This is a genomic window from Streptomyces sp. NPDC028635 (assembly GCF_040637635.1).
Lineage (GTDB): Bacteria > Actinomycetota > Actinomycetes > Streptomycetales > Streptomycetaceae > Streptomyces.
Genome location: NZ_JBEZWX010000014.1, coordinates 98,976 through 122,333 on the forward strand (window position 1 = coordinate 98,976; position 23,358 = coordinate 122,333).

The window sequence follows — 23,358 nt, forward strand, 5'->3', positions numbered from 1 at the left end:
GCTACTTGGTGCACTTCGGCAGGTCGGCGGTCCTGCCGCTGCTGATGTCCTTGAGGGCGTCGAGGGCGTCACCGATGGTCCTCACCTTGACGAGGGTGAGGCCGTCGGGGGTGTCCTTGGCGGCGGACGCGCAGTTGTCGGCGGGCGTGAGGAAGTACTGGGCGCCCTTGTCGCGCGCGCCGACGGTCTTCATCTCGATGCCGCCGATCGGGCCGACCTTGCCGTCGTCGTCGATGGTGCCGGTGCCCGCGACGAACTTGCCGCCGGTCAGAGCGCCGGGGGTGAGCTTGTCGTAGATGCCGAGCGCGAACATCAGTCCGGCGCTCGGGCCGCCCACGTCGGCGAGCTTGATGTCGATGGTGAACGGGAACGTGTGGTCGGTGCCGGCCGAGATGCCGACGATGGCCCGCTTGCGGCCCTGATCGTCGGACGCCGCTGTGGTGATCGTCACATTCTTGGTCGCGGTCGCCGTCCGGTGTTCCTTCTCGGCGGCCGCCTGCTCCTTGGCGGGCACGATCGTGAAGACGACCTTCTCGCCGGGCTTGTGCTCGGTGACCAGCTTGGCGACGTCGGCGGGCTGCTTCACCGCGGTGCCGTCGACGGCCTTGATCACGTCACCGGCGTGCAGCCTGCCCTCCGCGGGCGAGCCCTTGACCACCGTGGAGACGATCACCCAGGACTGCACCGGGACGTGCAGCTCGTTCAGGGCGGCGACCTTGGCGCTCTCCTGGGACTGGCTGAACTCCTCGGCGTTCTCCTGGCTGGACTGCTCCTCGGTCTTGCCGTCGGGGTACAGCGTGTCATGCGGCACGATCTTGGTGTCGTGCGCGAGCCAGCCGTAGACCGCCTCCACGAGGTTCATCCGGTAGTCGGCGCTGGTGACCCGCACGGTGGTCATGTTGAGGTGACCGTCCGTGGGGTAGGTCTTGCGCCCGGAGATCTGCAGCACCGGCTCGCCGTCGTGGTCGCCGAGGGTGTTCACCGTCGGCCCCGGGGACATCTCCGAGTACGGCACGTTGATGAGCACTCCGGCGCACAGGAGTGCGATCAGCATCAAGGTGGAGGCGAGCATCGTCGCGGTGCGGCGTGGCATGGCACGACACTACGGGACGTGTCTGTCGGAGCACCGTCAGGGCCGCCGACTTGATCACACGCCAGGCCCGTGTCAGGTGCCGGAGTGCGACTTCTCCATCGCCTCACGGAAGCGGGCATAGCCGTCCAGCTCAGGACCATCACTGCGGACCTTGCGGGTCCGGTTCGCCCAACTGCCCCACAGACCGGCTGCGACCGCAGCCACGAGCGGAATCAGCAACCAGACGAGCGCCCCCATGGCGACCTCCCGACCCCAACTGAGCGACCGCTACCGACTGATCAGCAGATTAACCATCTGCCGTGACAACGCTCACGCCGGGGGGTCGGTTACGCAACCGGAATTCCGGCGCTCGGCGTATCGGCGGGCGTCGCGGCACCGCTCAGCGGACGCCGTCGCGTGGATCAGCAGGCGCCGACCCACTCCTCCGTGCCGTCGGAGAACCTCTGATGCTTCCAGATGGGCACCTCGTGCTTGAGGTCGTCGATCAGCTTCCGGCAGGCGTCGAAGGCCTCTGCGCGGTGCGGGCACGACACGGCGACGACGACCGCGAGATCACCGACGGCCAGATCCCCCACACGGTGGACGGCGGCCAGCGCCCGGACCGGGTACTCGGCGCAGACCTTCTCCGCGACGCGCCGCATCTCGGCCTCGGCGGAGGGGTGGCAGGAGTACCCGAGGGCGTCCACGTCGGCGCCGCCGTCGTGGTTGCGCACGGTGCCCACGAACAGCGCGGTCCCGCCGGCGGCCTCGTCCCCGACGGCCCGGAATACCTCGTCCACGGACAGCGCCGTGTCCCGCACACCGATCAACTTGACGGGATCCGTCGCTGCCTGCTCACCGGGATGGTCGTACGTGGGTGCCATGCCCCCATCGTGCCCGACGGCGCGCCCATCCGAAATAGACGTTTCACCAGGCACACGCGCGTGGGAGCTTGGAGCTACGTACGGAGCCGGGGACGATCGGCCCCCGGCCCTCGCGGCACCGGCCACCGGCACCAGCTCCCGGCCCCCGCGCCGCGCCGGCCACCGGCCCGCCGAAGACGCCGGCTCACACGCGGCGCCGTGCCTTCCGGGCCCGCCGTACCACCGCCGCCGCGCCCAGCAGCGCCACCGTCGCTCCCGCGGCCCCCGCCGCCGTGGCGTCCTTGCGCCCCAGCCGCCGTCCGGCCACCGTGTGCCGCCCGGACGCCTCCTCCAGCAGCTCGGCCAGCACCTCCTCGTTCGTCCACTTGGGCCGCCACCCGGCATCGTGCAGCCGGCTGCCGCTGACCACCCACGGGTACATCGTGTACGCGAGGTCCCCCGCCGGCGACGGCGTCAGCCCGATCCGGTGCAGTCGCGCCGCCGCGCCCAGCGCCACCGCGGACGGCAGTTCCATCCGCCGGATCCCGCTGAGCTCCTCGACCTCCTCCTGTTCCAGCCACCCGTCGCAGCCGACGGCCAGCTCCCCGTCGACCTTCTCGAGCACGGCGTACTCCAGCGCGCTGCACAGGTCCTCGACGTGGCAGAACTGCCAGGCGGGCCGCGACCCGGCCACCACCAGCAGGCGTGGCGACTCGAAGTACCTGGTCAGCGCGGTGTCGGTGCCGCCGACCAGGACGGCCGGACGGACCACGGTGACGTTCAGCCCCGGGTGCGCGCGCGGCGCGCGCCGCGCCAGCCGTTCGATCTCCAGCAGGTCCCCGACGCCCGTGGCCTCCGCCGTCGCCCGCAGCTCGGCGTCCTCCGACAGGGGCAGCTCGTTGTCCGGCAGCGCCCCGTAGACCATCGCGGAGGTGCACAGCACCACCCGGTGCACCCCGGCCGCCGCGGCGGCGGTCAGCACGGTCTGGGTCCCGCGCACGTTGTACGCCGTTCGGGCGGCGGCGTCCGAGCCGAGGTCGAGGTCGAGCGCCAGATGGACGACGACGTCTGCGCCGCGCAGCTTGTCGGCGATGGCGGGGTCCCGGACGTCCAGGATCTGCCACTGCGCCGCCTCGCACTCGCCGCGCCGCTCGTCGATGGCGATGACCTGCTTGATCTCCTCCGAGGCGGCGAGCCGCTCGGTCAGCAGCGCGCCGACCCCGGACGCGGCACCGGTGACCGCGACGACGGGCCCGCGCGCGGCGGATGTGGTTGAGTGGTTTCGCGCTGCGCGAACCTGCGGATCTGGGGAACTCACCGGGCGTCTCCAGCGGTTGTCTTCATACGAGCGCAAATGACGCGTACGTACCAGGTGGCATCCATCCTGCCGCAGGCGTTCACTCGGCGAAGCACCGAGGCCCGAACCGCTCGCGGTGTCTAGGCTGGGTGGTGTTGTCGGGCAGTCGTGCCGCCGGAGAGAGACCGGCGGCCTTACCAGCCGAGGAATCCCGTGAGTGACACCCCATTCGGTTTCGGCCTTCCGCCGGAGGAGCCGGAAGACGGCGACGAGGGCAAGAAGAAGGACCAGCAGAGCGGTGGTGGTCAGGGACCGTCCAACCCCTTCGGTTTCGGGCTGCCCGGTGCCGGAGGCCTGGGAGGCGGCGCGGACAATCCGCTCGCTGCCATGTTCGGTTCGCTGAACCCCACCGACCTGGGCGCCGCTTTCCAGCAGCTGGGCCAGATGCTCTCCTACGAGGGCGGCCCGGTGAACTGGGACATGGCCAAGCAGATCGCCCGCCAGACGGTCTCCCAGGGCACCCCGGACGGCACCAAGGACGCCAGTGTCGGCCCCGCCGAGCGCAAGGCCGTGGAGGACGCGGTCCGCCTGGCCGACCTGTGGCTCGACGACGCGACGTCGCTGCCGTCCGGCTCGGCGTCCGCCGTCGCCTGGAGCCGCGCGGAGTGGGTCGAGGCGACCCTGCCCGCGTGGAAGGAGCTCGTCGACCCGGTGGCCGAGCGGGTCGGCGGCGCCATGGGCGACATCCTGCCGGAGGAGATGCAGGCCATGGCCGGCCCGCTGATCGGCATGATGCGCTCGATGGGCGGGGCCATGTTCGGCACGCAGATCGGGCAGGCCGTCGGCGTCCTCGCGGGCGAGGTCGTCGGCTCCAGCGACGTCGGTCTGCCGCTGGGCCCGGCCGGCAAGGCGGCCCTGCTGCCGCTGAACATCGAGGCCTTCGGCAAGGACCTGAGCGTCCCCCAGGACGAGGTGCGGCTGTACCTCGCCCTGCGTGAGGCCGCCCACCAGCGCCTCTTCGCGCACGTGCCGTGGCTGCGCTCGCACCTGTTCGGCGCCGTGGAGGGCTACGCGCGCGGGATCAAGGTCGACACCGCCAAGCTGGAGGACGTGGTCGGCCAGTTCGACCCGCAGAACCCCGAGGAGCTGCAGCAGGCTCTTCAGCAGGGCATGTTCCAGCCGGAGGACACCCCGGAGCAGAAGGCCGCCCTGGCCCGTCTGGAGACCGCTCTGGCCCTCGTGGAGGGCTGGGTGGACGCGGTGGTCCACGCGGCCGCCAAGCCGCGGCTGGGGTCCGCCGACGCGCTGCGCGAGACGCTGCGCCGCCGCCGCGCCTCGGGCGGCCCGGCGGAGCAGACGTTCGCCACGCTGATCGGCCTGGAGCTGCGTCCTCGCCGCCTGCGGGACGCCTCCCGCCTGTGGGCCTCGCTCACGGACGCGCGCGGGGTCGACGGCCGGGACGCCCTGTGGCACCACCCGGACATGCTGCCGACGGCCACCGATCTGGACGACCCGGACGGCTTCGTGCACCGCGAGCAGATCGACTTCTCCGAGCTCGACAAGATGCTCGGCGAGGCCGCCGGCGGCGCGAAGCCCGACCTGCGCAAGAAGGACGAGAGCGCCGAGGACGGCAAGCCCGAAGGCGGCGACGAGACCGAGTGAGCCTGTACGACGACGCGGTCCTCGTCCTGAAGGGGTACGAGGACCAGGACGAGCTGCGCCAGACCTACCTGGACCATCTCGCCGCCCACCCGGACGGCATGTGGAAGGCCTGCGCGGACGGTCACATCACGGCGAGCGCGCTGGTCGTCGACGCCGAGCACGGGCGGGTGCTGCTGACCCTGCACAAGAAGCTGCGCATGTGGCTGCAGATGGGCGGCCACTGCGAGCCGGAGGACGTCTCCCTGGCGGCCGCCGCCCTGCGGGAGGCCACCGAGGAGTCCGGGGTCGAGGGTCTGCGCCTGCTGCCCGGCGGCCCGGTCCGTCTCGACCGGCACCTCACGCCGTGCGCCTGGCACCTCGACGTCCAGTACGCGGCGCTGGCGCCCGCCGGGGCGCTGGAGCAGATCAGCGACGAGTCGCTCGACCTGCGCTGGTTCGCCTACGACGAGGTGGCGGGCGTGGCGGACGAATCGGTGGTACGACTGCTGGAGGCGACTCGCGCCCGGCTGTGAACGGCGTGCCGGGCTCCGGAACGTGCAAGGGGCGTCCGCGGTAGGCGGGCGCCCCTTGCTTCTGGTCCTGCGGGAGGTTCAGCTCCAGACGTTGCCCTGGTTCTGCCCGCGCGCGCCCTGCTGGCCCATGCCGAACTGGGCGGCGAGGCCCTGGCCGATCTGGGCGTTCTGCGGCGGCAGCAGCTCACTGGGCTGCACCAGAGCGAAGCCGCTGCCCATGAAGCTGAGCTCCCAGCCCTCGCCGGTGCTGCCGCGCCGTCGCCAGACGCCCGAGGAGTGCGTCTGGGCCTGCATCTGCACGCGCAGCCCGGTGGACCAGGCGACGATGGCGTCGGCGTCGCAGTTGACGTACTTGTCCGGGGTGACCTGCATCAGCAGCGGCGCCCCGGAGGTCATCAGGGCGACCTTGCCGCGCCCGGTGATGTTGAGCTGGTACTTCCCGGAGCCGGAGATGCCGTAGAGGCTGTCGACGGCGATGACCTCGTGGTGCAGCGAGGAGTCCATGGCGAGGACGTAGGAGCTGTCGACGGTCAGCCCGTCCTGCTCGACGTCCATGACATGGACGTGCTGGGCGAGGTTGGCGAGGTACACCGTGCCCTGCCCGTGGCAGCGCATCAGGTCCAGGCCCTCGCCGGTGTACGCACGCGCGCGTGCCTGGTTGTTGCTGCGGTACTCGGCGTCGAACTCGACGAGGCCCTGGTAGGCGACCATCGTGCCCTTGCGGGCCAGGATGTCGTCGTGGCCCTCCAGGGTGACGCGCAGCATCTGCTTGTTCTGCAGGCTCCAGCGCTCGGAGGTCTGCAGGTCGTTGTGGGCGAAAAGCGGGCTCTGCATGGCTTTCTGGCTCCCCCTCAGCCCCGGAACCGGAGGCGGTCGGTGCTGTCCTCGCTGGGCTGGACGACGACGATGCCCTGGCCGGAGAAGGCCATCTGGTAGGCCTCACCGCTGCCGCGGCCGATGAGCGACTGCGCCTTGAAGCTGCGCTTGCCCTTCACCTTCAGGTTCGGGGACCAGGCGACCAGCGCGTCCGGGTCGACGTACGTCTCGTCCTCGCCGCCGCCGCAGTCGACGACGATGGGCTTGCCCCGGGAGGTGAGCGCGACCCAGCCCTGCCCGGAGATCTTCGTGTTCCACAGGCCCTGTCCGGCGAACTTCGCCAGCCCCTTCACCCGCTCCACTCCCCACGACAGATGGGCGTCGAAGGCGAGCAGATTGGTGGCGTTGACGGAGATGCCGTCGCCGTTGAGCTGGATGACGACGACGTTCGCGCCGTAGTCGGCGAGGTAGAGCAGGCCGTCGCCGGAGCACTTCATCAGCGGGGCGCCCTCGCCGGTGATCCAGTCCCGGGCGATCTGCCGCACGGCCGGCGGGTTGGGCTCGTACTGGATGAAGCCCTCGTAGGCGACCATCGAGCCCACGCGCGCGAGGAGGTCGTGCCCGCTCTGCATGGCGACCTTCAGCATGTGGTCGCCGTGGTTCTCCATACGGGCGGTGACGGGTGCGGGGGCGAAGCCCGCGAGCGGCTGGTTCATGACGGGCTCCCTCAGACCTCGTACGGCTGGACGACGATGAAGTTGCCGGGCGCGCCCCGGAACTGGAGGTTGACGCTCTCCCCGGTGTCGCCCGGGTAGGCGTTGCGGCGCATCCGCACCTGGCTGGAGACGATCACCTGGGAGGCGGCCGACCAGGCGACGACGGCGTTGCAGTCGGCGAAGGTGGTCGGGGTGACCGGCAGGACGACGGGCGTGCCGTGCGTCTTCACGACGATCGTGCCGGTGCCCTGGAACTGCATGGTGAACAGGGCGCCGCCGGGAATGCCGTGACCCTCGATGCGGCGCACCTCGTGCTGCAGGCTCTCGTCGAAGGCGAGGACGTTCTCCGCGGAGACGCAGATCGCGTCGCCCTGGAGCTCGATGGGGTGCAGATGGGTGGAGTTCTCGGCGAGGAACACCTGGCCCTGGCCGGTGCAGCGCATCAACTGCATCTCCTGGCCGGTGGCGTTGCCGACGATCCGCCCGGCGAAACCGGCACCCTTGTAACTGAAGTCCACCTTGCCCTGGTACAGCACCATGCTGCCCTGCCGGGCGAGCACGGGCTGGCCGCCGATGCCGAGGTCGACGCGGACCAGCTTCTTGTTCTGCTGCGTCCAGCGCTGGCCGGTCGGGGTCTCCTTGAACTGCTGGAGCGCGGCGGCGACACCGGGACCCTGCGGGGCGCCCTGGGGGACGCCGCCGTACGCCTGCTGGCCCGGGATCTGGCCGTAGGAGGGCTGCTGACCGTAGCCGGGGGGCATCGGCGGCTGCCCGAAACCGGACTGGGCGGGCGGCTGCTGGCCGTAACCGGGCGGCGGGGCGGGGGCGTGCGGGGCCTGGGGCTGCGCGTAGCCGGGCGGGGGCATGGCCGCCTGCCCGGGGTGCGGGCCGTGCGGGACGTTGGGCCCCGGGTAGGGGGCGGGCGGGGGCGGCGGCGGGGGTGTGTGCGGGTTGCCGCCGTGCGGCGTCAGGGGCGCGACGATGGTGGGCTGGGCGTGCACGGACGGCTGGGGCGCCGGGGCGGGAGCCGGGGGCGGCGTGGCTCCCGGCGGCGGCGCGAAGCCCTGCGCGGCGGGGGCCGGAGCGGGTGCCGGGACCGGGGGCGCGGCGGGGCCCGCGGGCGCACCGAACGCGGGCGGGGCGAAGCCGGGAGCGGCACCGGTCTGCGGCTGCTGCGGGGGCGCCGCGGGCGCCTCCTCCTCGAGCACCTCGCCGCCGAAGTTCTTCAGCAGCGCCTCCAGACCGCCGTCGAAGCCCTGCCCGACGGCGGCGAACCGCCACACGTCCTTCAGGTACAGGTCGCCCAGCATGACGGCGCGTTCGGTGGAGAACTCCGCACCACTGAAGGAGTACCGGGCCACTTCCTCGCCGCCGGCGACGATCCGCAGATAGCCGGGGCTGATCTGCGCCATCTGCCCGGCGCCGTCGATGGTCGCCGTGAAGGACAGTTTCTGGATCTGCGGGGGAATCTTGTCGAGTGTGACGCGGAAGGACTCCGTGTCGCCCGCCTGGGGGCCCAGCAGCTGGATGGCCTCCTCCGGGGACTTCGGCTGGTTGAAGAAGACGAAGTACCGGTCGTCGGAGAGCCGTTCTGCGGCGTCCAGTCCGAAGCAGCTGATGTCGAAGCTCAGCCCGGGGGCGGAGATCTGCACGCCGACGTACAGATCCGTGCCCGCGGTGAGGTCACTGATCCTGGCCTTGTGGCCGCGTTGGAATTCCCTGGGCATGCGTTACGACCGTCCCCCATCCCGAATTGCGAGTGCGTCGCGCCAGGCTAACGGCAAACCCGGACATCGGCTCAGGCCGGTACAGACCCGCTACACAACGGCGTCCGCACTGCTGCACAGACGGTCCGCGTGATCACTCTCCGCGTGCGCCGGGCACGTGCGGCAGCCGGTCGGCCGCGACCACGCCCTCGAGGTAGCCACGGGCCCGCTCGGTGCGCGGATAGGCGTCCAGCAGCCGCCAGAAGTCCGGGCCGTGCCCCGGCACCAGCAGATGGGCCAGCTCGTGCAGCAGGACGTAGTCGACGACGTACTCGGGCATGCCCTGCAGGCGGTGCGAGAGGCGGATGCTGCCCTCGGCGGGGGTGCAGGAGCCCCAGCGGGTGTTCTGGTTGGTGACCCAGCGCACGGAGGCGGGACGGGCGCGCCCGTCGAAGTACTGCGCCGAAAGACGCCCGGCACGCTCGGCCAGCTCGGCGTCGCCCAGCTTCCGCTTGCTCTCCTGGGCGGCCAGCTTGTCGAGCATGACCGTGACCCAGCGCCGCTCCTCCGCCTCGGACATGCGGGCGGGGATGAGCACGATGGTGCGGTCGCCCTCGCGGTAGGCCGAGACCGTCCGGCGTCGGCGGCTGCTTCTGCGCACCTCGATCGCGCTCGTCCCCGAGCCGGCGGGCGGCGGGCTCGTCGGCTTGCGCTGTGGCGCTCCGGCGCGGTGCAGGGGGTTGGCGGACACGCCCCGACGTTACCCGCTGCACCTGGTGGAAGTCCCGGCTCGCGAACGGTTGTGTTCCGATGCCCCACCGAGCGCCGGATTAGTACGACCGGCGTGTACGACGATGTGCCGGATTGATCCGTACGACCAGTACGACGAATCGCGTCGCCTGTGGACAACTTTCGGCGCCGGACCGCTGGGCCGGGCATGCTGGCATGCGTCGGCGGGGCGAGGACGCCCCCACGCCCCCGCCCCGCCGGCACCGGGGGCCTCATTTCGTGATCTTGACCTTGTCTGTGACCATTGCCGACCTTCTCGGGCTACGGGGGCCTGTCATGCATCCAGTGGTGAAACCCGCGCTGCGGCGCGGCTGGCGCGATCTGAACACCGTGCAATTCGGGATGACACCGGCGCACGCCATGACGCTGGGCCCGGTGGACACGGCGACGGGCAGCTTCCTCGAACTGCTCGACGGCACCCGCGGGCTGCCTCTGCTGCGGGAGCAGGCACCCCGCATGGATCTGCCCGACGGCCATGTCGACCGGCTGGTGGAGCGGCTCGCGCGGGCCGGGCTGCTCGACGACGCGCGCGGCGGCGGCCAGGCCGCCGCGACCCTGCGCGCCGACAAGGACGCTCTCGACCGGCTCCGGCCGGACCTGGAGTCGCTGTCGCTGACGACCTCCGAGCCGGGCGAGGCGATCTCCCTGCTCGCCGCCCGCCGCAGTGCGCGGGTGCAGGTGCGCGGAGCCGGACGCGTGGGGTCGGCCGTGGCCGCGCTGCTGTCGGCCGCGGGCGTCGGCGAGGTCGACGTCCGCGACACCGGCCGGGTCGAGCCGTGGGACGTCGCGCCGTGCGGCGTACCCGTGGAGGCGGTCGGCGAGCGCAGGGACGAGGCCGCCCGCCGCACCGCGCGCCGGGCCGCCCCCGACCGACCACCGCGCCGCACCCCGCGCTCCCGTCTCGAGGACGACGAGCCCGTGCTGTCGCTGGTGATCATCGCTCCGCGGGACGACGTCGCCGTGCACGCGCCCGCCCCGTCCGCGGCGGACGCGCTCGTCGCCTCCGGCACCCCTCACCTGTACGCGGGCGTGGTGGAGGCGACCGGGGTGGTCGGCCCCCTCGTGGTGCCCGGCGAGAGCGCCTGCGCGGGCTGTCTGGACCGGGACCGCACCGACCGGGACGAGGCCTGGCCCCGCATGATCGCCCAGTGGCGCTCCGGACGGCAGCGGCCCGTACGCCCCTGTGACCTCACCCTCGCCACGACGGTCGCCGGGCTGGCCGCCGCGCACGCGCTCGCCTTCCTCGACCGCCGCTCCGTCGCCGCGGCGGACATGCGCTGGGAGGTGTCCCTGCCGGGGCTGCAGTGGCACGCGCGACCGGTGTGGCCCCATCCGGACTGCCCCTGCGCCGCGGCCCTGCGCAGCCCGGCGAAAGCCGAAGGGCAAGGGGGCTTAGAGGACGGGGAAGCGCACGAGACAATGGCTGTGCAACGGTCGTCGATTCGGGTACGCCGTCAGGCACGCGCGGCGCGGCCGGCTGGGACTTGGAGGGCGCATGTCTGATCTTCCTCGGAAGGCGGTCACCCGGACCGCCAAGCTCGCCGCGCTTCCGCTCGGCTTCGCGGGCCGGGCGACCTGGGGGCTGGGCAAGCGGATCGTGGGCGAGTCCGCGGAGATCGTCGGCCGCGAGCTGCAGCAGCGCACGGCGGAGCAGCTGTTCAAGGTGCTCGGTGAGCTGAAGGGCGGCGCGATGAAGTTCGGGCAGGCACTGTCCGTCTTCGAGTCGGCGCTGCCCGAGGAGGTCGCGGGGCCCTACCGTGCCGCCCTGACCAAGCTGCAGGAGGCGGCGCCGCCCATGCCGACCCGCACGGTGCACGCCGTGCTGCGCGAGCGGCTCGGCGAGGACTGGCACGAGCTGTTCGAGGAGTTCGAGGACAAGCCGGCCGCGGCGGCCTCGATCGGCCAGGTGCACCGGGGCGTGTGGCACGACGGCCGTGAGGTCGCGATCAAGGTGCAGTACCCGGGAGCCGGCGAGGCGCTGCTCTCCGATCTGAACCAACTGAGCCGGTTCGCCCGGTTGCTGGGCCCCCTCGTGCCCGGCATGGACATCAAGCCGCTGATCACGGAGTTGAGGGACCGCGTCTCCGAGGAGCTGGACTACGGCCTGGAGGCCCAGGCGCAGCAGGCGCACGCGGAGGAGTTCGCGGGCGATCCCGACGTGGTCGTGCCGGCGGTGGTCCACCAGTGCGAGCAGGTCCTCGTCACCGAGTGGATGGACGGCATCCCGCTGTCGGAAGTGATCGCCGACGGCACGCAGCAGCAGCGGGACCGCGCCGGGCAGCTGCTGGCCCGGTTCCTGTTCTCCGGCCCCGCCCGCACCGGCCTGCTGCACGCCGACCCTCACCCGGGCAACTTCCGTCTGCTGCCCGGTGCTCCGGGCGGTGAGGACGACTGGCGCCTGGGCGTACTGGACTTCGGCACCGTCGACCGGCTGCCGGGCGGACTGCCCACACCGATCGGCGAGTCGCTGCGGATGACCCTCGACGGCGAGGCCGAGGCGGTCTACGAGCTGCTGTGCGCCGAGGGGTTCGTCAAGGAGTCGATGGACCTCGATCCGGAAGCGGTCCTGGACTATCTGCTGCCGATCATCGAGCCGGCCCGGGTGGAGGAGTTCACCTTCAGCCGGGGCTGGATGCGCAGTCAGGCCGCCCGGGTGGCCGACCCGCGCTCCCCCGCCTACCAGCTCGGCAAGCGGCTCAACCTCCCGCCCGCGTATCTCCTGATACACCGGGTGACGCTGAGCACCATCGGCGTGCTGTGCCAGCTCGGCGCGACGGTCCGGTTGCGCAAGGAGCTGGAGGAGTGGCTGCCGGGGTTCGTCCCCGAGGACATCGCGGACGAGGAGAAGCCGGCGGCGGAGGCGTAGGGGCGGACGGCACCCGGGGGCCCGTTGGGCCGGCCCCCCGTCACCACCAGGACGAGTCCAGACGGCCCTCGATGGCACGGAGATTCTCCCGGGAACAGGCGTCGCAGAACCAGCGCGGGACGCCGTTCTCCACGGAGAAGGTCCATGTGGCGGGCTGCGGTTCGGTGGCCGTGGTTCCGCAGCGGGCACACACCGGAGGCCGCGGCTCCGCCGGGGAACCGTCGCCGTCGGCCCCGATGCCGTTGCCGATGCTGCCGTTGCCGTTGCCGTTGCCGTTGCCGTTGCCGTTGCCGTTGCCGTTGCCGGGGAGGCTCGTCATCCGGCGACGATAACGCCGGGGCCGGTTGATCGCCGGGCACAACGCCTGCGGGGGCCGGTCCGTGCTGGACGGACCGACCCCCGCGAGGAGTCGCGCCTCCCGGTGGGGAAGGCCGCTGCTGTGAGGAGCGCTGCTGCGGTGGCACCGGCACGAGCGGACGGCGTACCACGCGCCGTGGCGCCGGGCCCCGGCACGGGCTGGGGCGGTGCGCCACGCGCCGTGGCGGTGCGCCACCAGCCGTGGCAGGGGCCACCCACCGTGGCTGGGGGGCCACCGCCCCTGCGGGGGCCACTCCCTCTGCGGGGGCCACCACCCGTGGACGGTGGCCCCTGGGCGCCGACCGGTCAGCGTCTGATCACGTCGTGCTTGACCGTGTCAGTGCTTGACAGTGTCAGTGCTTGAGCACGTCAGTGCTTGAGCGTGGTCCGCGCATGACCGCGGCCCGCCTTGACCGTGGCCCGCCTTGACCGTGGTCCGGCTTGAGCGCGGTCCGCGCTGGACTGCCGTCAGTGCATGACCGCCATGGCGAGCGCGCGGCGGGCGCGCAGCGAGGCGCGCTCGGCCCGGCGCTGCATGCGCTGGGCGGCCGCCAGGCGCACGGCCTGACGGTTTCGCTCAGCCTCCTGCAGTCGCTCGTGCATATGCGCACGGGCCATGGCTTCTGGGATGAGTTGCATCTCTCGGGTCCTGTTCTGGCGCGAGTCGGTCGCGCCGGTGGTGGTGACGTCTTCGATCGCGGAGCCGCTGGGCTCGCTGGTGGACGGCTTCATCGGGGCCTGCTTCTGGGGGTCGTGCGTGAGGGGGCGGTCGATCGTTCCTGCGATGGTGTTCATGCCATGACCGGGTTCTTGCGCGGGCGGCCACGCGGCCGCTTCCGGGCGACGACGACACCCTGCACGAACAGCTCGCCACCCCAGACACCCCAGGGCTCACGCCGCTCCTTGGCGCCGGCGAGGCATGCCTCCATCAGCGGGCAGGTGCGGCAGAGGGACTTGGCGTACTCCACGTCCGCCGGCGACTCGGCGAAGAAGACCTCCGGGTCGTAGGAACGGCACGGGACGGGTACGCCCAGGTTCTCGATGGCGTCGTCGAGCGCGGTGAGCGCGGTGAGCGGGGTCAACGGGTCCTCCGTGGAGCCGGGCTTGGGGATCGTGTCGGAAGGCGGTACGGACGGGGCGTGCGCTTCGAGTTGCACGGATCGTCTTCCTCGTCTGGTCGTTCCGGCCTGTTGGCCGGTTGGCGGCTGGTACCGGGTTCTTTTCTTGTCCCGGGCCCCTTCGCTCTGCTGTCCCCGTTCGGGGAAAAACAGAAGGGCCGCGGATCCCGGATGGGGTTCCGCGGCCCTGAAGGCGCCGGCCTGATCGAATCAGGCTGGATCACTCCAGGGTTCTGGCCCACGGAAGGCCCACATCAGGTGGTGGTGCGTCGTCTGCTTCCGGACACCGGCACCGGTCGCCGTAAAGGCATAGGCCTGCGCCTGTGCCGCTACTGCCGCTTCCAGTGCCTTGGTCGGTCGCTCATTGCGCTCGCGGACAGGAAGACCCGCGGGGGCAATGGAGGACGCCGGACGCACGGCACGGATGCCGGACAGACCGGTGCCCTGGTTCGAGGCGCCGAGCATGCACAGGGAGACGGTCGAGCGATCGGTCATTTTGGCCGTGGTGCTGGTGTGGTTGGCGTTGATGTTGGTCACTGGACTCGCCTCCTCTCGGCGTCTCAAGGACTGGGATGAACCAGTCCGACGGATATGCAAGTACAACACGGCATCAGGGCCTTTGAGAAGGCCGCTGTTCCCGTGCCTAAGAACCTATGGGGATCGTCGGGGCATGCGCAAACTATTTTTTCGACGAGTTCGCATCAGTCGTCGATCTTGTCTCCCGCACCGCCGTCGCCCGGGTCGCGGCCTGCGCAGATGGCCAGGACGTCGGAGCCGTAGCGGCCCAGCTTGCGGGCGCCGACGCCGGGGATGCGCGACAGCTCCCGCTCGTCGTCGGGCACGGCTTCCGCGATCGCGATCAGCGTGCGGTCGGTGAAGACGCAGAACGCCGGCTGGCCGCTGAGCCGGGCCTGTTCCGCGCGCCAGTCCCGCAGCCGCTCGTACAGGCCCTCGTCCATGTCGGACGGACAGTCCTCGCAGCGCATCAGCTTCATCTCACCGGCGTCGGTGAGGGTGCGTCCGCAGACCCGGCAGCGTGCCGGGGTGCGCGCTCTGCGCCGCTGCACGGGCTCGGCCGCCGCCCGGCCGCCACTGCCGAAGCCCCTCTCCACGCCACCCGCGCCGCCCGCGCCGCCTCGGCCGGCGGCACCGGACGAGCCGGGGCGCAGCCCGTCCAGGAACCGGCTGGGGCGGCGGTTGGGACGTCCGCCGGGCGAGCGGGACACGGCCCAGGAGAGGTACAGGCGCTCGCGGGCGCGGGTGACGCCGACGTAGAGCAGCCGGCGCTCCTCCTCGATCTGCTCGTCGGTGCGCGCGTAGGTGATCGGCATCATGCCCTCGGCGACACCGACCAGGAAGACGGCGTCCCACTCCAGGCCCTTGGCGGAGTGCAGGGAGGCGAGCGTGACGCCCTGCACGGTCGGGGCGTGCTGGGCGCCCGCCCGCTCGTCCAGCTCGGCGACCAGGTCGGCGAGGGTGGCTCCGGGCCTGGCTGCGGCGAAGTCCTGGGCGAGGTGGACCAGGGCGGCCAGTGACTCCCAGCGTTCGCGGACGGCGCCGGAACCGGCCGGGGGCTCGGATGTCCAGCCCTCGCCGGAGAGCACGGCCCGCACCTGGCTGGGCAGGTCCACGGCCTCGTCCAGGGCGGAGTCGTTCCCGCCGAAGCGTGCCGCGCCCCGCAGGGCCATGCCCGCCTTGCGCACCTCGGGGCGGTCGAAGAACCGCTCGGCGCCGCGCAGCTGGTAGGGCACGCCGGCGTCGGCGAGGGCCTGCTCGTAGGTCTCGGACATGGCGTTGGTGCGGAACAGCACGGCGATCTCGCTCGCCGGGACGCCCGCGTCGAGCAGCTCGCGGATGCGTCGCGCGCAGCCCTCGGCCTCGGCGGGCTCGTCGGAGTACTCGGCGAAGACGGGCTCCGGGCCCGGCGCCCGCTGGGAGACCAGCTCCAGGCGGTGGTCGGCGGCGCGTCCGCGGGCCTGGGCGAGCAGGCCGTTGGCGAGGCGGACGACCTGCGGGGTGGAGCGGTAGTCGCGCACCAGCTTGACCACGGTGGCGCCGGGATGGCGCAGCCGGAAGTCGAGCAGATGGTCGGGGGTGGCGCCGGTGAAGGAGTAGATGGTCTGGCTGGCGTCTCCGACGACGCACAGGGCGTCCCGGTCGCCGAGCCACAGCTCCAGCAGACGCTGCTGGAGGGGGCTGACGTCCTGGTACTCGTCCACGACGAAGTGCTGGTACTGGCTGCGCACCTGCTCGGCGATGTCGTGCCGGTCCTGCAGCACGGCGACGGTCAGCAGCAGGACGTCCTCGAAGTCGATCACGGCGCGCCGGCGTTTGAGGTCTTCGTAGGCGGCGTACAGCTGGGCGATCTCGGCGGGGGCGCGGGGAGCCTCGCGGCCGGCCTTGGCGGCGGCCGGCGCGTAGTCGGCGGGCACGGTCTGGGTGACCTTGGACCACTCGATCTCGGCGGTGACGTCGCGCAGCTCACCGCGGTCGAGGCGCAGGTGGCAGGCGGCGGCCGCGTCGGCGACGAGCTGGATCTTGCGGTCGACGAGCCGGGGCATGGAGCCACCGATCGCTTTCGGCCAGAAGTACTGCAGCTGCCGCAGGGCGGCGGAGTGGAACGTGCGGGCCTGCACACCCTGCGCGCCGAGCTGGCGCAGCCGGCCGCGCATCTCTCCCGCGGCCCGGTTGGTGAAGGTGACGGCGAGCACGCTGGAGGGCTGGAGGATGCCCGCGCGCACCCCGTAGGCGATGCGGTGGGTGATCGCCCGCGTCTTGCCTGTTCCGGCTCCGGCCAGCACGCACACGGGTCCGTGCAGGGCGGTCGCCACCTCGCGCTGCTCGGGGTCGAGCCCTTCGAGCACCGCGTCGGCCGAGTCCGGTGCCGGCGGGACGAGGGGGGAATGCGTTGCTGCTGTCACATGGCCATGCTGCCAGGTCGGCCGGGACGGCTGCGGCCGTTGTCCACAGGCGGGGGCTCGCGGTCGTACTAATGCGACAGGCGTCACTGCGCCGCATCCGGTGTCACCCTGGCCGGTGCGACCGGCGTCACTCGCGGGTCGGTACCGGCGGCGGGAATGGTGGCCCTTTCAAGTACGTTCTCCCCTCAGCGAGCACCTGATCCCGAGCCGCCGAAGGAGCACGACGACATGCTGGGCACTGTGACGATGTACAGCACCACCTGGTGCGGCTACTGCCGCCGGCTGAAGAGCCAGCTGGACCGCGAGGGCATCGGGTACACCGAGATCAACATCGAGCAGGACCCGGAGTCCGCGGCCTTCGTGGAGAAGGCCAATGGCGGAAACCAGACGGTGCCGACCGTGCTCTTCCCGGACGGTTCGACGCTGACGAACCCGTCGCTCGCTCAGGTGAAGCAGAAGATCGGCGCGTAGGCGTTCCGTAGCGCGTGCACGACGAAGGGGTGGCCGTCCCGGTGCGGGACGGCCACCCCTTCGTCGTGCCACGTGTGGTGCCGGTGGTGCGTCACACGCTCCGCGTCGGGAGCGGCTTGCCGTACCACAGCTCGATCAGGCGGGCGGCGATGGAGATGCCGTAGGGGGGCATGACCTCGCCCGCCTCGAAGGCGGCCGTCAGTTCGTCGCGGGAGAACCAGCGGGCCTCGTGGATCTCGTCGCCGTCGACGTCGATGGCGGTCGAGGTGGCGCGGGCCATGAAGCCGAGCATCAGGCTGGACGGGAACGGCCAGGGCTGGCTGGCGACGTACTCCACGGGCCCGACGCTGACCCCGACCTCCTCGTGGACCTCGCGGCGCACGGCCTGCTCGATGGACTCGCCGGGCTCGACGAAGCCGGCCAGTGTGGAGAAACGGCCCTCCGGCCAGTGCACCTGCCGCCCGAGCAGGATGCGGTCCTCCTCGTCGGTGACCGCCATGATCACGGCCGGGTCGGTGCGCGGGTAGTGCTCGGCGCCGCAGGCCTGGCAGCGGCGGATGTGCCCGGCGGCGGCGATGACGGTGCGCTCACCGCAGCGCGAGCAGAAGCGGTGGGTGCGCTGCCAGTTCTCCAGGCCGACGGCGTGCACCATCAGCCCCGCGTCGCGCGGGGAGAGCAGCAGCCCGGCCTCGCGCAGGCCGGCCGGGCGCGCGGACTGGTCGATCCGTCCCGGCAGCGCGTCCTTCTGCAGGGCGAAGTAGCTGACGCCGTCCTCGTCGATGCCGAGGAAGTAGCGGTGCGCCTCGGTGAGAGGGGCCTCGAACGACGGCGTCATGACGAGCTCGGTGCGGCCGTCGGGCGTCTCGTCGATGAGGACCTGGCCGCCGGAGACCACGAAACAGCGCGTCGAGGGATGGCTCCACGCCGCCGCGAGCCAGGCCTCGTCGAGCCGGTGGTGGGCGGCCCGGTCGATGCCGCTGGGCGCGGTGAGCGAGATGGGTCGGTCGGCGGTGCGGTCGGTCCAGGTGGTCACGGGTGCTTCCAACTCCCCCGGTGGAACGGTTTGGGTCGGCGGGCGGTTCAGCGGTGGGTACGGCGTGCGGCGACCGGGTCCGGACGGGCTCCGCGGGCGGTGCTTACAGTGTGCCTCCGGCGCCAGGGCGCCCGGTCGGGTGTGCCGGCTTCAGGGGGCATCGCGCAGGCCGGCCGCGAGCTCGCTCCACAGGTACGCGCTGGTCTCGACGCCCTTGAAAAGCAGGTCCAGCTCGACCTTCTCGTTCGGGGCGTGCCAGCCGTCGGACGGGACGGAGATGCCGAGGAACAGCACCGGGGCGCCCAGGACCTCCTGCAGGTCGGCGGCCGGTCCGGAGCCGCCCTCGCGCGTGAAGCGGACGGGCTGTTCGAAGGCGCGGCTCATGGCGCGTACGACGGACTGCAGCGCCGGGTGGTCCAGCGGGGTCAGGCACGGGCGCGTGGCGCCGCCGAACGTGATCTCGTGGCGGATCCCGGCGGGCACCTGGTCGGCGGCCCAGGCACGGACCACCTTCTCGATGTGGGCGGGGTCCTGCCCCGCGACCATCCGGAAGGTGAGCTTCACCATCGCCGAGGACGGGATGATCGTCTTGCTGCCGGGGCCCTGGTAGCCGCCGCCGATGCCGTTGACCTCGGCGGTGGGGCGGGCCCAGACGCGCTCCAGCGTGGAGTACCCGGCCTCGCCGTGGGCGGCGTACGACTTGGCCGTATCGAGCCAGCGCTGCTCGTCGAAGGGCAGCTCGGCGAACAGCTCGCGCTCGCGGTCGGTCAGCTCGACGACGCCGTCGTAGAAGCCGGGGACGGCCACGCGTGCGTGCTCGTCGTGCAGCGCGGCGACCAGACGGGCGGCGGCGGTGGCCGGGTTGGGCACGGCGCCGCCGAAGGAACCGGAGTGGATGTCCTGGTCCGGGCCGTACAGGTGGATCTCGCACTCGGCGAGGCCGCGCATGCCGGTGCACACGGTCGGGGTGTCCTCGGCCCACATGCCGGTGTCGGAGACGATCACGGCGTCGGCGGTGAGCCGGCCGGCGCGCTCCTCGACCAGGGCACGGAAGTGCGGGGAGCCGGACTCCTCCTCGCCCTCGATCAGCAGCTTGAGGTGGACGGCCGGGGCGGAGCGGCCGGTCGCGGCGAGGTGGGCGCGCACCCCGAGGGTGTGGAAGAAGACCTGGCCCTTGTCGTCGGCGGCGCCGCGCGCGTACAGGCGGCCGTCGCGCATGACCGGCTCGAACGGCTCGGTGTCCCAGCCGTCCTCGCGGGCGGCGGGCTGCACGTCGTGATGGCCGTAGACGAGGACGGTGGGGGCGTCGGGGTCGTCACAGGGCCACTCGGCGAAGACGGCGGGCGCGCCCGGGGTCGGCCAGACCTCGGCGGTCGGGAAGCCGGTCTCCTTGAGCTTGGCGGCGAGCCAGTCCGCGCTGCGGCGTACATCGGGAGCATGGTCGGGCTGGGCCGACACGGACGGGATGCGCAGCCATACGGCGAGGTCGTCGAGGAAGGCGGCACGGTGCTGCTCGATGTACTGGCGGACGGCGCTGTCCGGGGTCTGGCTCATGGTCACGAGCCTATCGGCACCGAGTGACATCCCGGTTGGGCGGTTCGTCACACCTTCACGTACGCGTACCGGCCCCGGCGGCCGGTTCCGCCGTCAGCAGCCGCTCCAGCGCGGCCCGGTCCGGCAGATCGTCCGGTCGTACGACCTGCCCGCTGCGCACGTAGAGGAACGCCGCCGTGACCGATTCCACATCGATGCCCTGCTGCTCGGCCCAGGCCAGCCGGTAGACGGCGAGCTGGAGGGGGTCCGCGTCGCGGTGGCGGTTGGTCTTCCAGTCGACGATCTCGTACGTCGCGTCGTCCCCGTCACCGTTGCGGTAGACGGCGTCGATCCGGCCGCGGATCACGCGTCCGGCCAGGGACAGCTGGAACGGCGCCTCCACGCGGTAGGGCGTGCGGTGGGCGTACTCGGTGCGTTCGAAGGCGTCCTTGAGCGTCTGAAGGTCGTGTTCGTCGGCGATCTCGGCGTCGCTGCCCGGCAGCTCCTCCGGCTCCAGCAGGGGCAGCGTCAGCGCCTCGAAGCGGGCCTCCACCCACGCGTGGAAGCGGGTGCCCCGGCGGGCGGCCGGCTGCGGCGGACGCGGCATGGGCCGCGCCAGCTCCTGCGCGAAGCCGTCCGGGTCGGCGGCCAGGCGCAGCAGCTGCGAGGCGGTCAGCGACGCGGGCAGGGGTACGTCGGTGACGGCCTCGCGGGCGCGCAGGAGCTCCCCGGTGAGGGCGTCGAGGTCGCGGTCCCAGGAGGCGACGACACGGGCCTCCTCGGGGGTGAGCGGATCCGCCCCGGCGGCCCGGGACCCGGGCGCAGGGTGCTCGGTGGCCCGGCGGGCGTCGGCCGCGGGTTCCGGCGCGGTGGCCTGGTGGGGCACGGTCGGGCGCTCGGCGGGCGACGCGTCCCAGCCCGCGTCGTCGGTGAACGGGTCGTCCTCGAACGAGTCGTCCTCGAACGGGTCGTCCTCGAACGGTTCGGCTTCGTCGTACGGCGGCTCGGCGTCGGCCCGGTCCTCGGGGGGCGGCTCGTCGTAGGGCTCGGCGTCCTCGGGTGGCGGCGGCCAGTCGGGGTCGTCGTACGAGTCCGGGTCGTGCGTCGCCGTCGCGTCGCCCGCGGCGAGGGCGTCGAGATGGGCGAGGACCGTCTCGGCGGCGGCCCGGCGGCGGGCGAGGGCGGCCTCGTCGAGCGGCAGCGGCCACGCCTGCTCGGCCCCGGCCCGGAGCAGGGCCGGGTTCTCCTCGCCCTCCTCGGGCTCGTCCGCCCACGCCTCGATCTCGCCGTACCCGGCGGCGCAGTGCTCGTACAGGGCGAGCAGGAAGTCGGACGGGCCGCGGGGCTTCTTCTGGGTGGGGCCCCACCAGTGGCCCGAGCCGAGCAGCAGGGAGCGGGGCCGGGTGAAGGTGACGTAACCGAGGCGGAGTTCCTCGGTGTGCTGGTGGTCCTTCATGGCCTCGTGGAACGCCTTCATGCCCCGCGCGTCCCACGCCTGCACGTCGGGCAGGGTGTCGGCGTCGCCGCGCAGGGCGTGCGGCAGCACCTTGGCCTGCGCGGTCCACTTCTCGCGGCCCTGCCCGCTGGGGAAGGTGCCGGTGACCAGGCCGGGCACGGCGACGACGTCCCACTCCAGGCCCTTGGACTTGTGCGCGGTGAGCACCTTGACGGTGTTCTCCCCGCCGGGCAGGGCGTTGTCGAGTCCCTTCTCGTACTGGGCGGCGGTGCGCAGGAAGCCGAGGAACGCCAGCAGGGTGGCCTCGCTGTCGTTGGCGGCGAAGGAGGCGGCGACGTCGAGGAAATTCGACAGCGTCTCGCGGCGGCGGGCGGCCAGCGCGTGCGGGGACGCCGACAGCTCGACCTCCAGGCCGGTGACGGCGAGGACCCGGTGCAGGACGTCCATCAGCGGATCGGACAGCGAGCGGCGCAGGTCGCGCAGTTCGGCGGCGAGCCGGGCGAAGCGCACGCGTGCGTCCGGCGAGAACGGCAGCCCGTCGTCATCCTCCGCCAGGGGAGCTTCGAGGAACGTGTCGAGGGCGTCCGCGAGCGATATCACCTCCGACGGGTCGACCCCCTCGACCGCTTCCGCGAGGCGCCGGTCCGGGTCGTCGCCGTCGCCAACGCGCGTGGGGGACACCAGCAGCCGGGCGCGCCGGCCGAGCAGCGCCAGGTCGCGGGGGCCGATGCGCCAGCGCGGGCCGGTGAGCAGGCGCACCAGGGCGGCATTGGCGCCGGGGTCCTGGAGCACCTCGCACACGGCGACCAGGTCGGCGACCTCCGGCAGGTGCAGCAGACCGGACAGGCCGACGACCTCGACCGGGACGTCACGGGCGACGAGGGCGCCCTGGATCTCGGCGAAGTCGTTCGCCGTACGGCACAGGACGGCGATCTCACCGGGAGGCGTGCCGGTGTGGACGAGGTGGGCGATCGACTCGGCGATCCAGTCGATCTCCTCGGCGTGGGTGGACAGCAGGGCGCAGCGGACCATGCCGTCGCGTTCCGCCCCCGGGGCGGGGCGCAGGGCCTCGACGCCCGCGTGCATCGCGCGCAGCGGCTCGGCGAGGTGGTTGGCGAGGTCGAGGAGGCGGCCGCCGCTGCGGCGGTTCTCGCTCAGCGCCTGCCGGGCGGCGGGGCGGCCGTCGGCGCGGCGGAAGTGGTCGGGGAAGTCGTCGAGGTTGGCGACGGAGGCGCCGCGCCAGCCGTAGATGGCCTGGCAGGGGTCGCCGACGGCGGTGACCGGATGCCCGCTGCCGCCGCCGAAGAGGCCGGCGAGCATCACGCGCTGGGCGACCGAGGTGTCCTGGTACTCGTCGAGGAGCACCACGCGGAACTCCTCGCGCAGCAGGCGGCCCACCTCGGGCAGCTCCCCGAGCTGCGCGGCCAGCGCGATCTGGTCGCCGAAGTCGAGAAGGTCGCGGTCGCGTTTGGCGCCGCGGTAGCGCCGGACCAGGTCGGTCAGCTCGCGGCGGGCGGCGGCGGTCTCGGGGACCTTGCGCAGGTCGGCGTTGGAGAGCTTGGCGCCCTGCAGGGTGAGCAGCAGTCCGGCGTCGTGGGCGCGCAGCGCCTCGGGGCGCACGAGGTGTTCGGCGAGCTCGGCGTCGAGCGCGAGCAGGTCGCTGATCAGGTCGGGGAAGGAGCGGGTGAGCGCCGGGTAGGGGCCGGGTGCCTCACGCAGGACGCGCGCGGCGAGCTGGTAGCGGCTGGCGTCGGCGAGCAGGCGGGAGGTGGGCTCCAGGCCGAGGCGCAGGCCGTGGTCGGTCAGCAGGCGGCCGGCGAAGGCGTGGTAGGTGGAGATCACCGGCTCGCCCGGCGGGTTGTCCGGGTCGATGACATCGGGGTCGGTGACGCCGGCCTTGATCAGGGCCTTGCGGACGCGTTCGGCGAGTTCGCCGGCGGCCTTGTTGGTGAACGTCAGGCCCAGGACCTGCTCGGGCGCGACCTGGCCGGTGCCGACCAGCCACACCACGCGCGCCGCCATCACCGTCGTCTTGCCGGACCCGGCGCCGGCCACGATCACCTGCGGGGCGGGCGGCGCGGTGATGCAGGCCGTCTGCTCCGGGGTGAACGGGATGCCGAGGAGCTCCTTGAGCTGCTCGGGGTCGGTGATGCGTGCGGACACATCGACG

The 23,358-nt window shown here is 72.5% G+C and carries 21 protein-coding genes; 5 read left to right on the top strand and 16 right to left on the bottom strand.

Annotated elements, in window-relative coordinates:
* Position 1: 1 nt before the first annotated feature.
* The 4 genes from AB0E88_RS17800 to AB0E88_RS17815 all read right to left on the bottom strand — a co-directional run bounded on the left by AB0E88_RS17800 (position 2) and on the right by AB0E88_RS17815 (position 3,253).
* A complete protein-coding gene (locus tag AB0E88_RS17800) occupies positions 2-1,093 on the bottom strand; it encodes a PDZ domain-containing protein (RefSeq protein WP_361631202.1) in 1,092 nt (363 codons plus the stop codon).
* 72 nt (positions 1,094-1,165) lie between these two features.
* Positions 1,166-1,297 carry a hypothetical protein gene (locus tag AB0E88_RS17805; protein WP_361631373.1) on the bottom strand — a complete coding sequence of 44 codons (132 nt, stop codon included), beginning with the start codon at positions 1,295-1,297 and terminating at the stop codon, positions 1,166-1,168.
* 197 nt (positions 1,298-1,494) lie between these two features.
* Positions 1,495-1,956: a molybdenum cofactor biosynthesis protein MoaE gene (locus AB0E88_RS17810; protein WP_361631205.1), complete on the bottom strand. Its 462-nt coding sequence runs from the start codon at positions 1,954-1,956 to the stop codon at positions 1,495-1,497.
* 184 nt (positions 1,957-2,140) lie between these two features.
* Positions 2,141-3,253, bottom strand: a complete 1,113-nt coding sequence (locus AB0E88_RS17815) for an SDR family oxidoreductase (RefSeq protein WP_361631208.1) — start codon at positions 3,251-3,253, stop codon at positions 2,141-2,143.
* A 192-nt stretch (positions 3,254-3,445) separates the two neighbouring features.
* Here AB0E88_RS17815 and AB0E88_RS17820 point away from each other — a divergent pair, with 192 nt between their 5' ends.
* Both AB0E88_RS17820 and AB0E88_RS17825 read left to right on the top strand, forming a co-directional pair.
* Positions 3,446-4,894, top strand: a complete 1,449-nt coding sequence (locus AB0E88_RS17820; protein WP_361631211.1) for a zinc-dependent metalloprotease — start codon at positions 3,446-3,448, stop codon at positions 4,892-4,894.
* Positions 4,891-5,406 carry an NUDIX hydrolase gene (locus AB0E88_RS17825; RefSeq protein ID WP_361631214.1) on the top strand — a complete coding sequence of 172 codons (516 nt, stop codon included), beginning with the start codon at positions 4,891-4,893 and terminating at the stop codon, positions 5,404-5,406. Before AB0E88_RS17820 ends, AB0E88_RS17825 begins: the two co-directional genes overlap by 4 nt.
* Before the next feature lie 78 nt (positions 5,407-5,484).
* On the opposite strand, the gene AB0E88_RS17830 is transcribed toward AB0E88_RS17825, so the two are convergent.
* From AB0E88_RS17830 to AB0E88_RS17845, 4 genes are all read right to left on the bottom strand, one after another.
* Positions 5,485-6,240: an AIM24 family protein gene (locus tag AB0E88_RS17830; RefSeq protein WP_361631217.1), complete on the bottom strand. Its 756-nt coding sequence runs from the start codon at positions 6,238-6,240 to the stop codon at positions 5,485-5,487.
* 17 nt (positions 6,241-6,257) lie between these two features.
* Positions 6,258-6,938: an AIM24 family protein gene (locus tag AB0E88_RS17835; RefSeq protein WP_361631220.1), complete on the bottom strand. Its 681-nt coding sequence runs from the start codon at positions 6,936-6,938 to the stop codon at positions 6,258-6,260.
* A gap of 11 nt (positions 6,939-6,949) precedes the next feature.
* Positions 6,950-8,665 carry a TerD family protein gene (locus AB0E88_RS17840; protein WP_361631223.1) on the bottom strand — a complete coding sequence of 572 codons (1,716 nt, stop codon included), beginning with the start codon at positions 8,663-8,665 and terminating at the stop codon, positions 6,950-6,952.
* A gap of 133 nt (positions 8,666-8,798) precedes the next feature.
* On the bottom strand, positions 8,799-9,395 hold the full coding sequence (locus AB0E88_RS17845; protein WP_361631226.1) for a M48 family metallopeptidase: 597 nt from the start codon (positions 9,393-9,395) through the stop codon (positions 8,799-8,801).
* A gap of 314 nt (positions 9,396-9,709) precedes the next feature.
* On the opposite strand from AB0E88_RS17845, the gene AB0E88_RS17850 reads away from it, so the two are divergent.
* Both AB0E88_RS17850 and AB0E88_RS17855 read left to right on the top strand, forming a co-directional pair.
* Complete coding sequence (locus tag AB0E88_RS17850; protein WP_361631229.1) at positions 9,710-10,936, top strand: TOMM precursor leader peptide-binding protein; 1,227 nt, start codon at positions 9,710-9,712, stop codon at positions 10,934-10,936.
* Positions 10,929-12,299: an AarF/ABC1/UbiB kinase family protein gene (locus AB0E88_RS17855; protein WP_361631232.1), complete on the top strand. Its 1,371-nt coding sequence runs from the start codon at positions 10,929-10,931 to the stop codon at positions 12,297-12,299. The genes AB0E88_RS17850 and AB0E88_RS17855 overlap by 8 nt, the downstream gene beginning before the upstream one ends.
* 40 nt (positions 12,300-12,339) lie before the next feature.
* On the opposite strand, the gene AB0E88_RS17860 is transcribed toward AB0E88_RS17855, so the two are convergent.
* The 5 genes from AB0E88_RS17860 to AB0E88_RS17880 all read right to left on the bottom strand — a co-directional run bounded on the left by AB0E88_RS17860 (position 12,340) and on the right by AB0E88_RS17880 (position 16,695).
* Complete coding sequence (locus AB0E88_RS17860) at positions 12,340-12,618, bottom strand: hypothetical protein (RefSeq protein ID WP_361631235.1); 279 nt, start codon at positions 12,616-12,618, stop codon at positions 12,340-12,342.
* 506 nt (positions 12,619-13,124) lie between these two features.
* A complete protein-coding gene (locus tag AB0E88_RS17865) occupies positions 13,125-13,451 on the bottom strand; it encodes a hypothetical protein (RefSeq protein WP_361631238.1) in 327 nt (108 codons plus the stop codon).
* On the bottom strand, positions 13,448-13,813 hold the full coding sequence (locus AB0E88_RS17870; protein WP_361631241.1) for a WhiB family transcriptional regulator: 366 nt from the start codon (positions 13,811-13,813) through the stop codon (positions 13,448-13,450). Before AB0E88_RS17870 ends, AB0E88_RS17865 begins: the two co-directional genes overlap by 4 nt.
* A 171-nt stretch (positions 13,814-13,984) precedes the next feature.
* Positions 13,985-14,311, bottom strand: coding sequence for a hypothetical protein (locus AB0E88_RS17875; RefSeq protein WP_361631244.1), 327 nt, complete (start codon positions 14,309-14,311; stop codon positions 13,985-13,987).
* Between the two features lie 164 nt (positions 14,312-14,475).
* Positions 14,476-16,695, bottom strand: coding sequence for an ATP-dependent DNA helicase UvrD2 (locus AB0E88_RS17880; protein ID WP_361631247.1), 2,220 nt, complete (start codon positions 16,693-16,695; stop codon positions 14,476-14,478).
* Positions 16,696-16,923: 228 nt separating this feature from the next.
* Here AB0E88_RS17880 and AB0E88_RS17885 point away from each other — a divergent pair, with 228 nt between their 5' ends.
* Positions 16,924-17,166 (top strand): mycoredoxin, encoded by a 243-nt coding sequence (locus AB0E88_RS17885; protein WP_361631250.1) that lies wholly within the window; start codon positions 16,924-16,926, stop codon positions 17,164-17,166.
* Positions 17,167-17,257: 91 nt separating this feature from the next.
* On the opposite strand, the gene nudC is transcribed toward AB0E88_RS17885, so the two are convergent.
* The 3 genes from nudC to AB0E88_RS17900 all read right to left on the bottom strand — a co-directional run bounded on the left by nudC (position 17,258) and on the right by AB0E88_RS17900 (position 23,351).
* Positions 17,258-18,199, bottom strand: a complete 942-nt coding sequence (gene nudC, locus AB0E88_RS17890) for an NAD(+) diphosphatase (protein WP_361631253.1) — start codon at positions 18,197-18,199, stop codon at positions 17,258-17,260.
* A gap of 150 nt (positions 18,200-18,349) precedes the next feature.
* Positions 18,350-19,753 (bottom strand): dipeptidase, encoded by a 1,404-nt coding sequence (locus AB0E88_RS17895; protein ID WP_361631256.1) that lies wholly within the window; start codon positions 19,751-19,753, stop codon positions 18,350-18,352.
* A gap of 55 nt (positions 19,754-19,808) precedes the next feature.
* Positions 19,809-23,351 (bottom strand): UvrD-helicase domain-containing protein, encoded by a 3,543-nt coding sequence (locus tag AB0E88_RS17900; protein WP_361631259.1) that lies wholly within the window; start codon positions 23,349-23,351, stop codon positions 19,809-19,811.
* Positions 23,352-23,358: the final 7 nt, after the last annotated feature.

Coding starts and splice junctions, on each gene's coding strand:
- AB0E88_RS17800 (WP_361631202.1), bottom strand. CDS start 1,093: ATGCCACGCCGCACCGCGACGATGCTCGCCTCCACCTTGATGCTGATC.
- AB0E88_RS17835 (WP_361631220.1), bottom strand. CDS start 6,938: ATGAACCAGCCGCTCGCGGGCTTCGCCCCCGCACCCGTCACCGCCCGT.
- AB0E88_RS17895 (WP_361631256.1), bottom strand. CDS start 19,753: ATGAGCCAGACCCCGGACAGCGCCGTCCGCCAGTACATCGAGCAGCAC.
- AB0E88_RS17850 (WP_361631229.1), top strand. CDS start 9,710: ATGCATCCAGTGGTGAAACCCGCGCTGCGGCGCGGCTGGCGCGATCTG.
- AB0E88_RS17855 (WP_361631232.1), top strand. CDS start 10,929: ATGTCTGATCTTCCTCGGAAGGCGGTCACCCGGACCGCCAAGCTCGCC.
- AB0E88_RS17840 (WP_361631223.1), bottom strand. CDS start 8,665: ATGCCCAGGGAATTCCAACGCGGCCACAAGGCCAGGATCAGTGACCTC.
- AB0E88_RS17885 (WP_361631250.1), top strand. CDS start 16,924: ATGCTGGGCACTGTGACGATGTACAGCACCACCTGGTGCGGCTACTGC.
- AB0E88_RS17810 (WP_361631205.1), bottom strand. CDS start 1,956: ATGGCACCCACGTACGACCATCCCGGTGAGCAGGCAGCGACGGATCCC.
- AB0E88_RS17860 (WP_361631235.1), bottom strand. CDS start 12,618: ATGACGAGCCTCCCCGGCAACGGCAACGGCAACGGCAACGGCAACGGC.
- AB0E88_RS17830 (WP_361631217.1), bottom strand. CDS start 6,240: ATGCAGAGCCCGCTTTTCGCCCACAACGACCTGCAGACCTCCGAGCGC.
- AB0E88_RS17865 (WP_361631238.1), bottom strand. CDS start 13,451: ATGAACACCATCGCAGGAACGATCGACCGCCCCCTCACGCACGACCCC.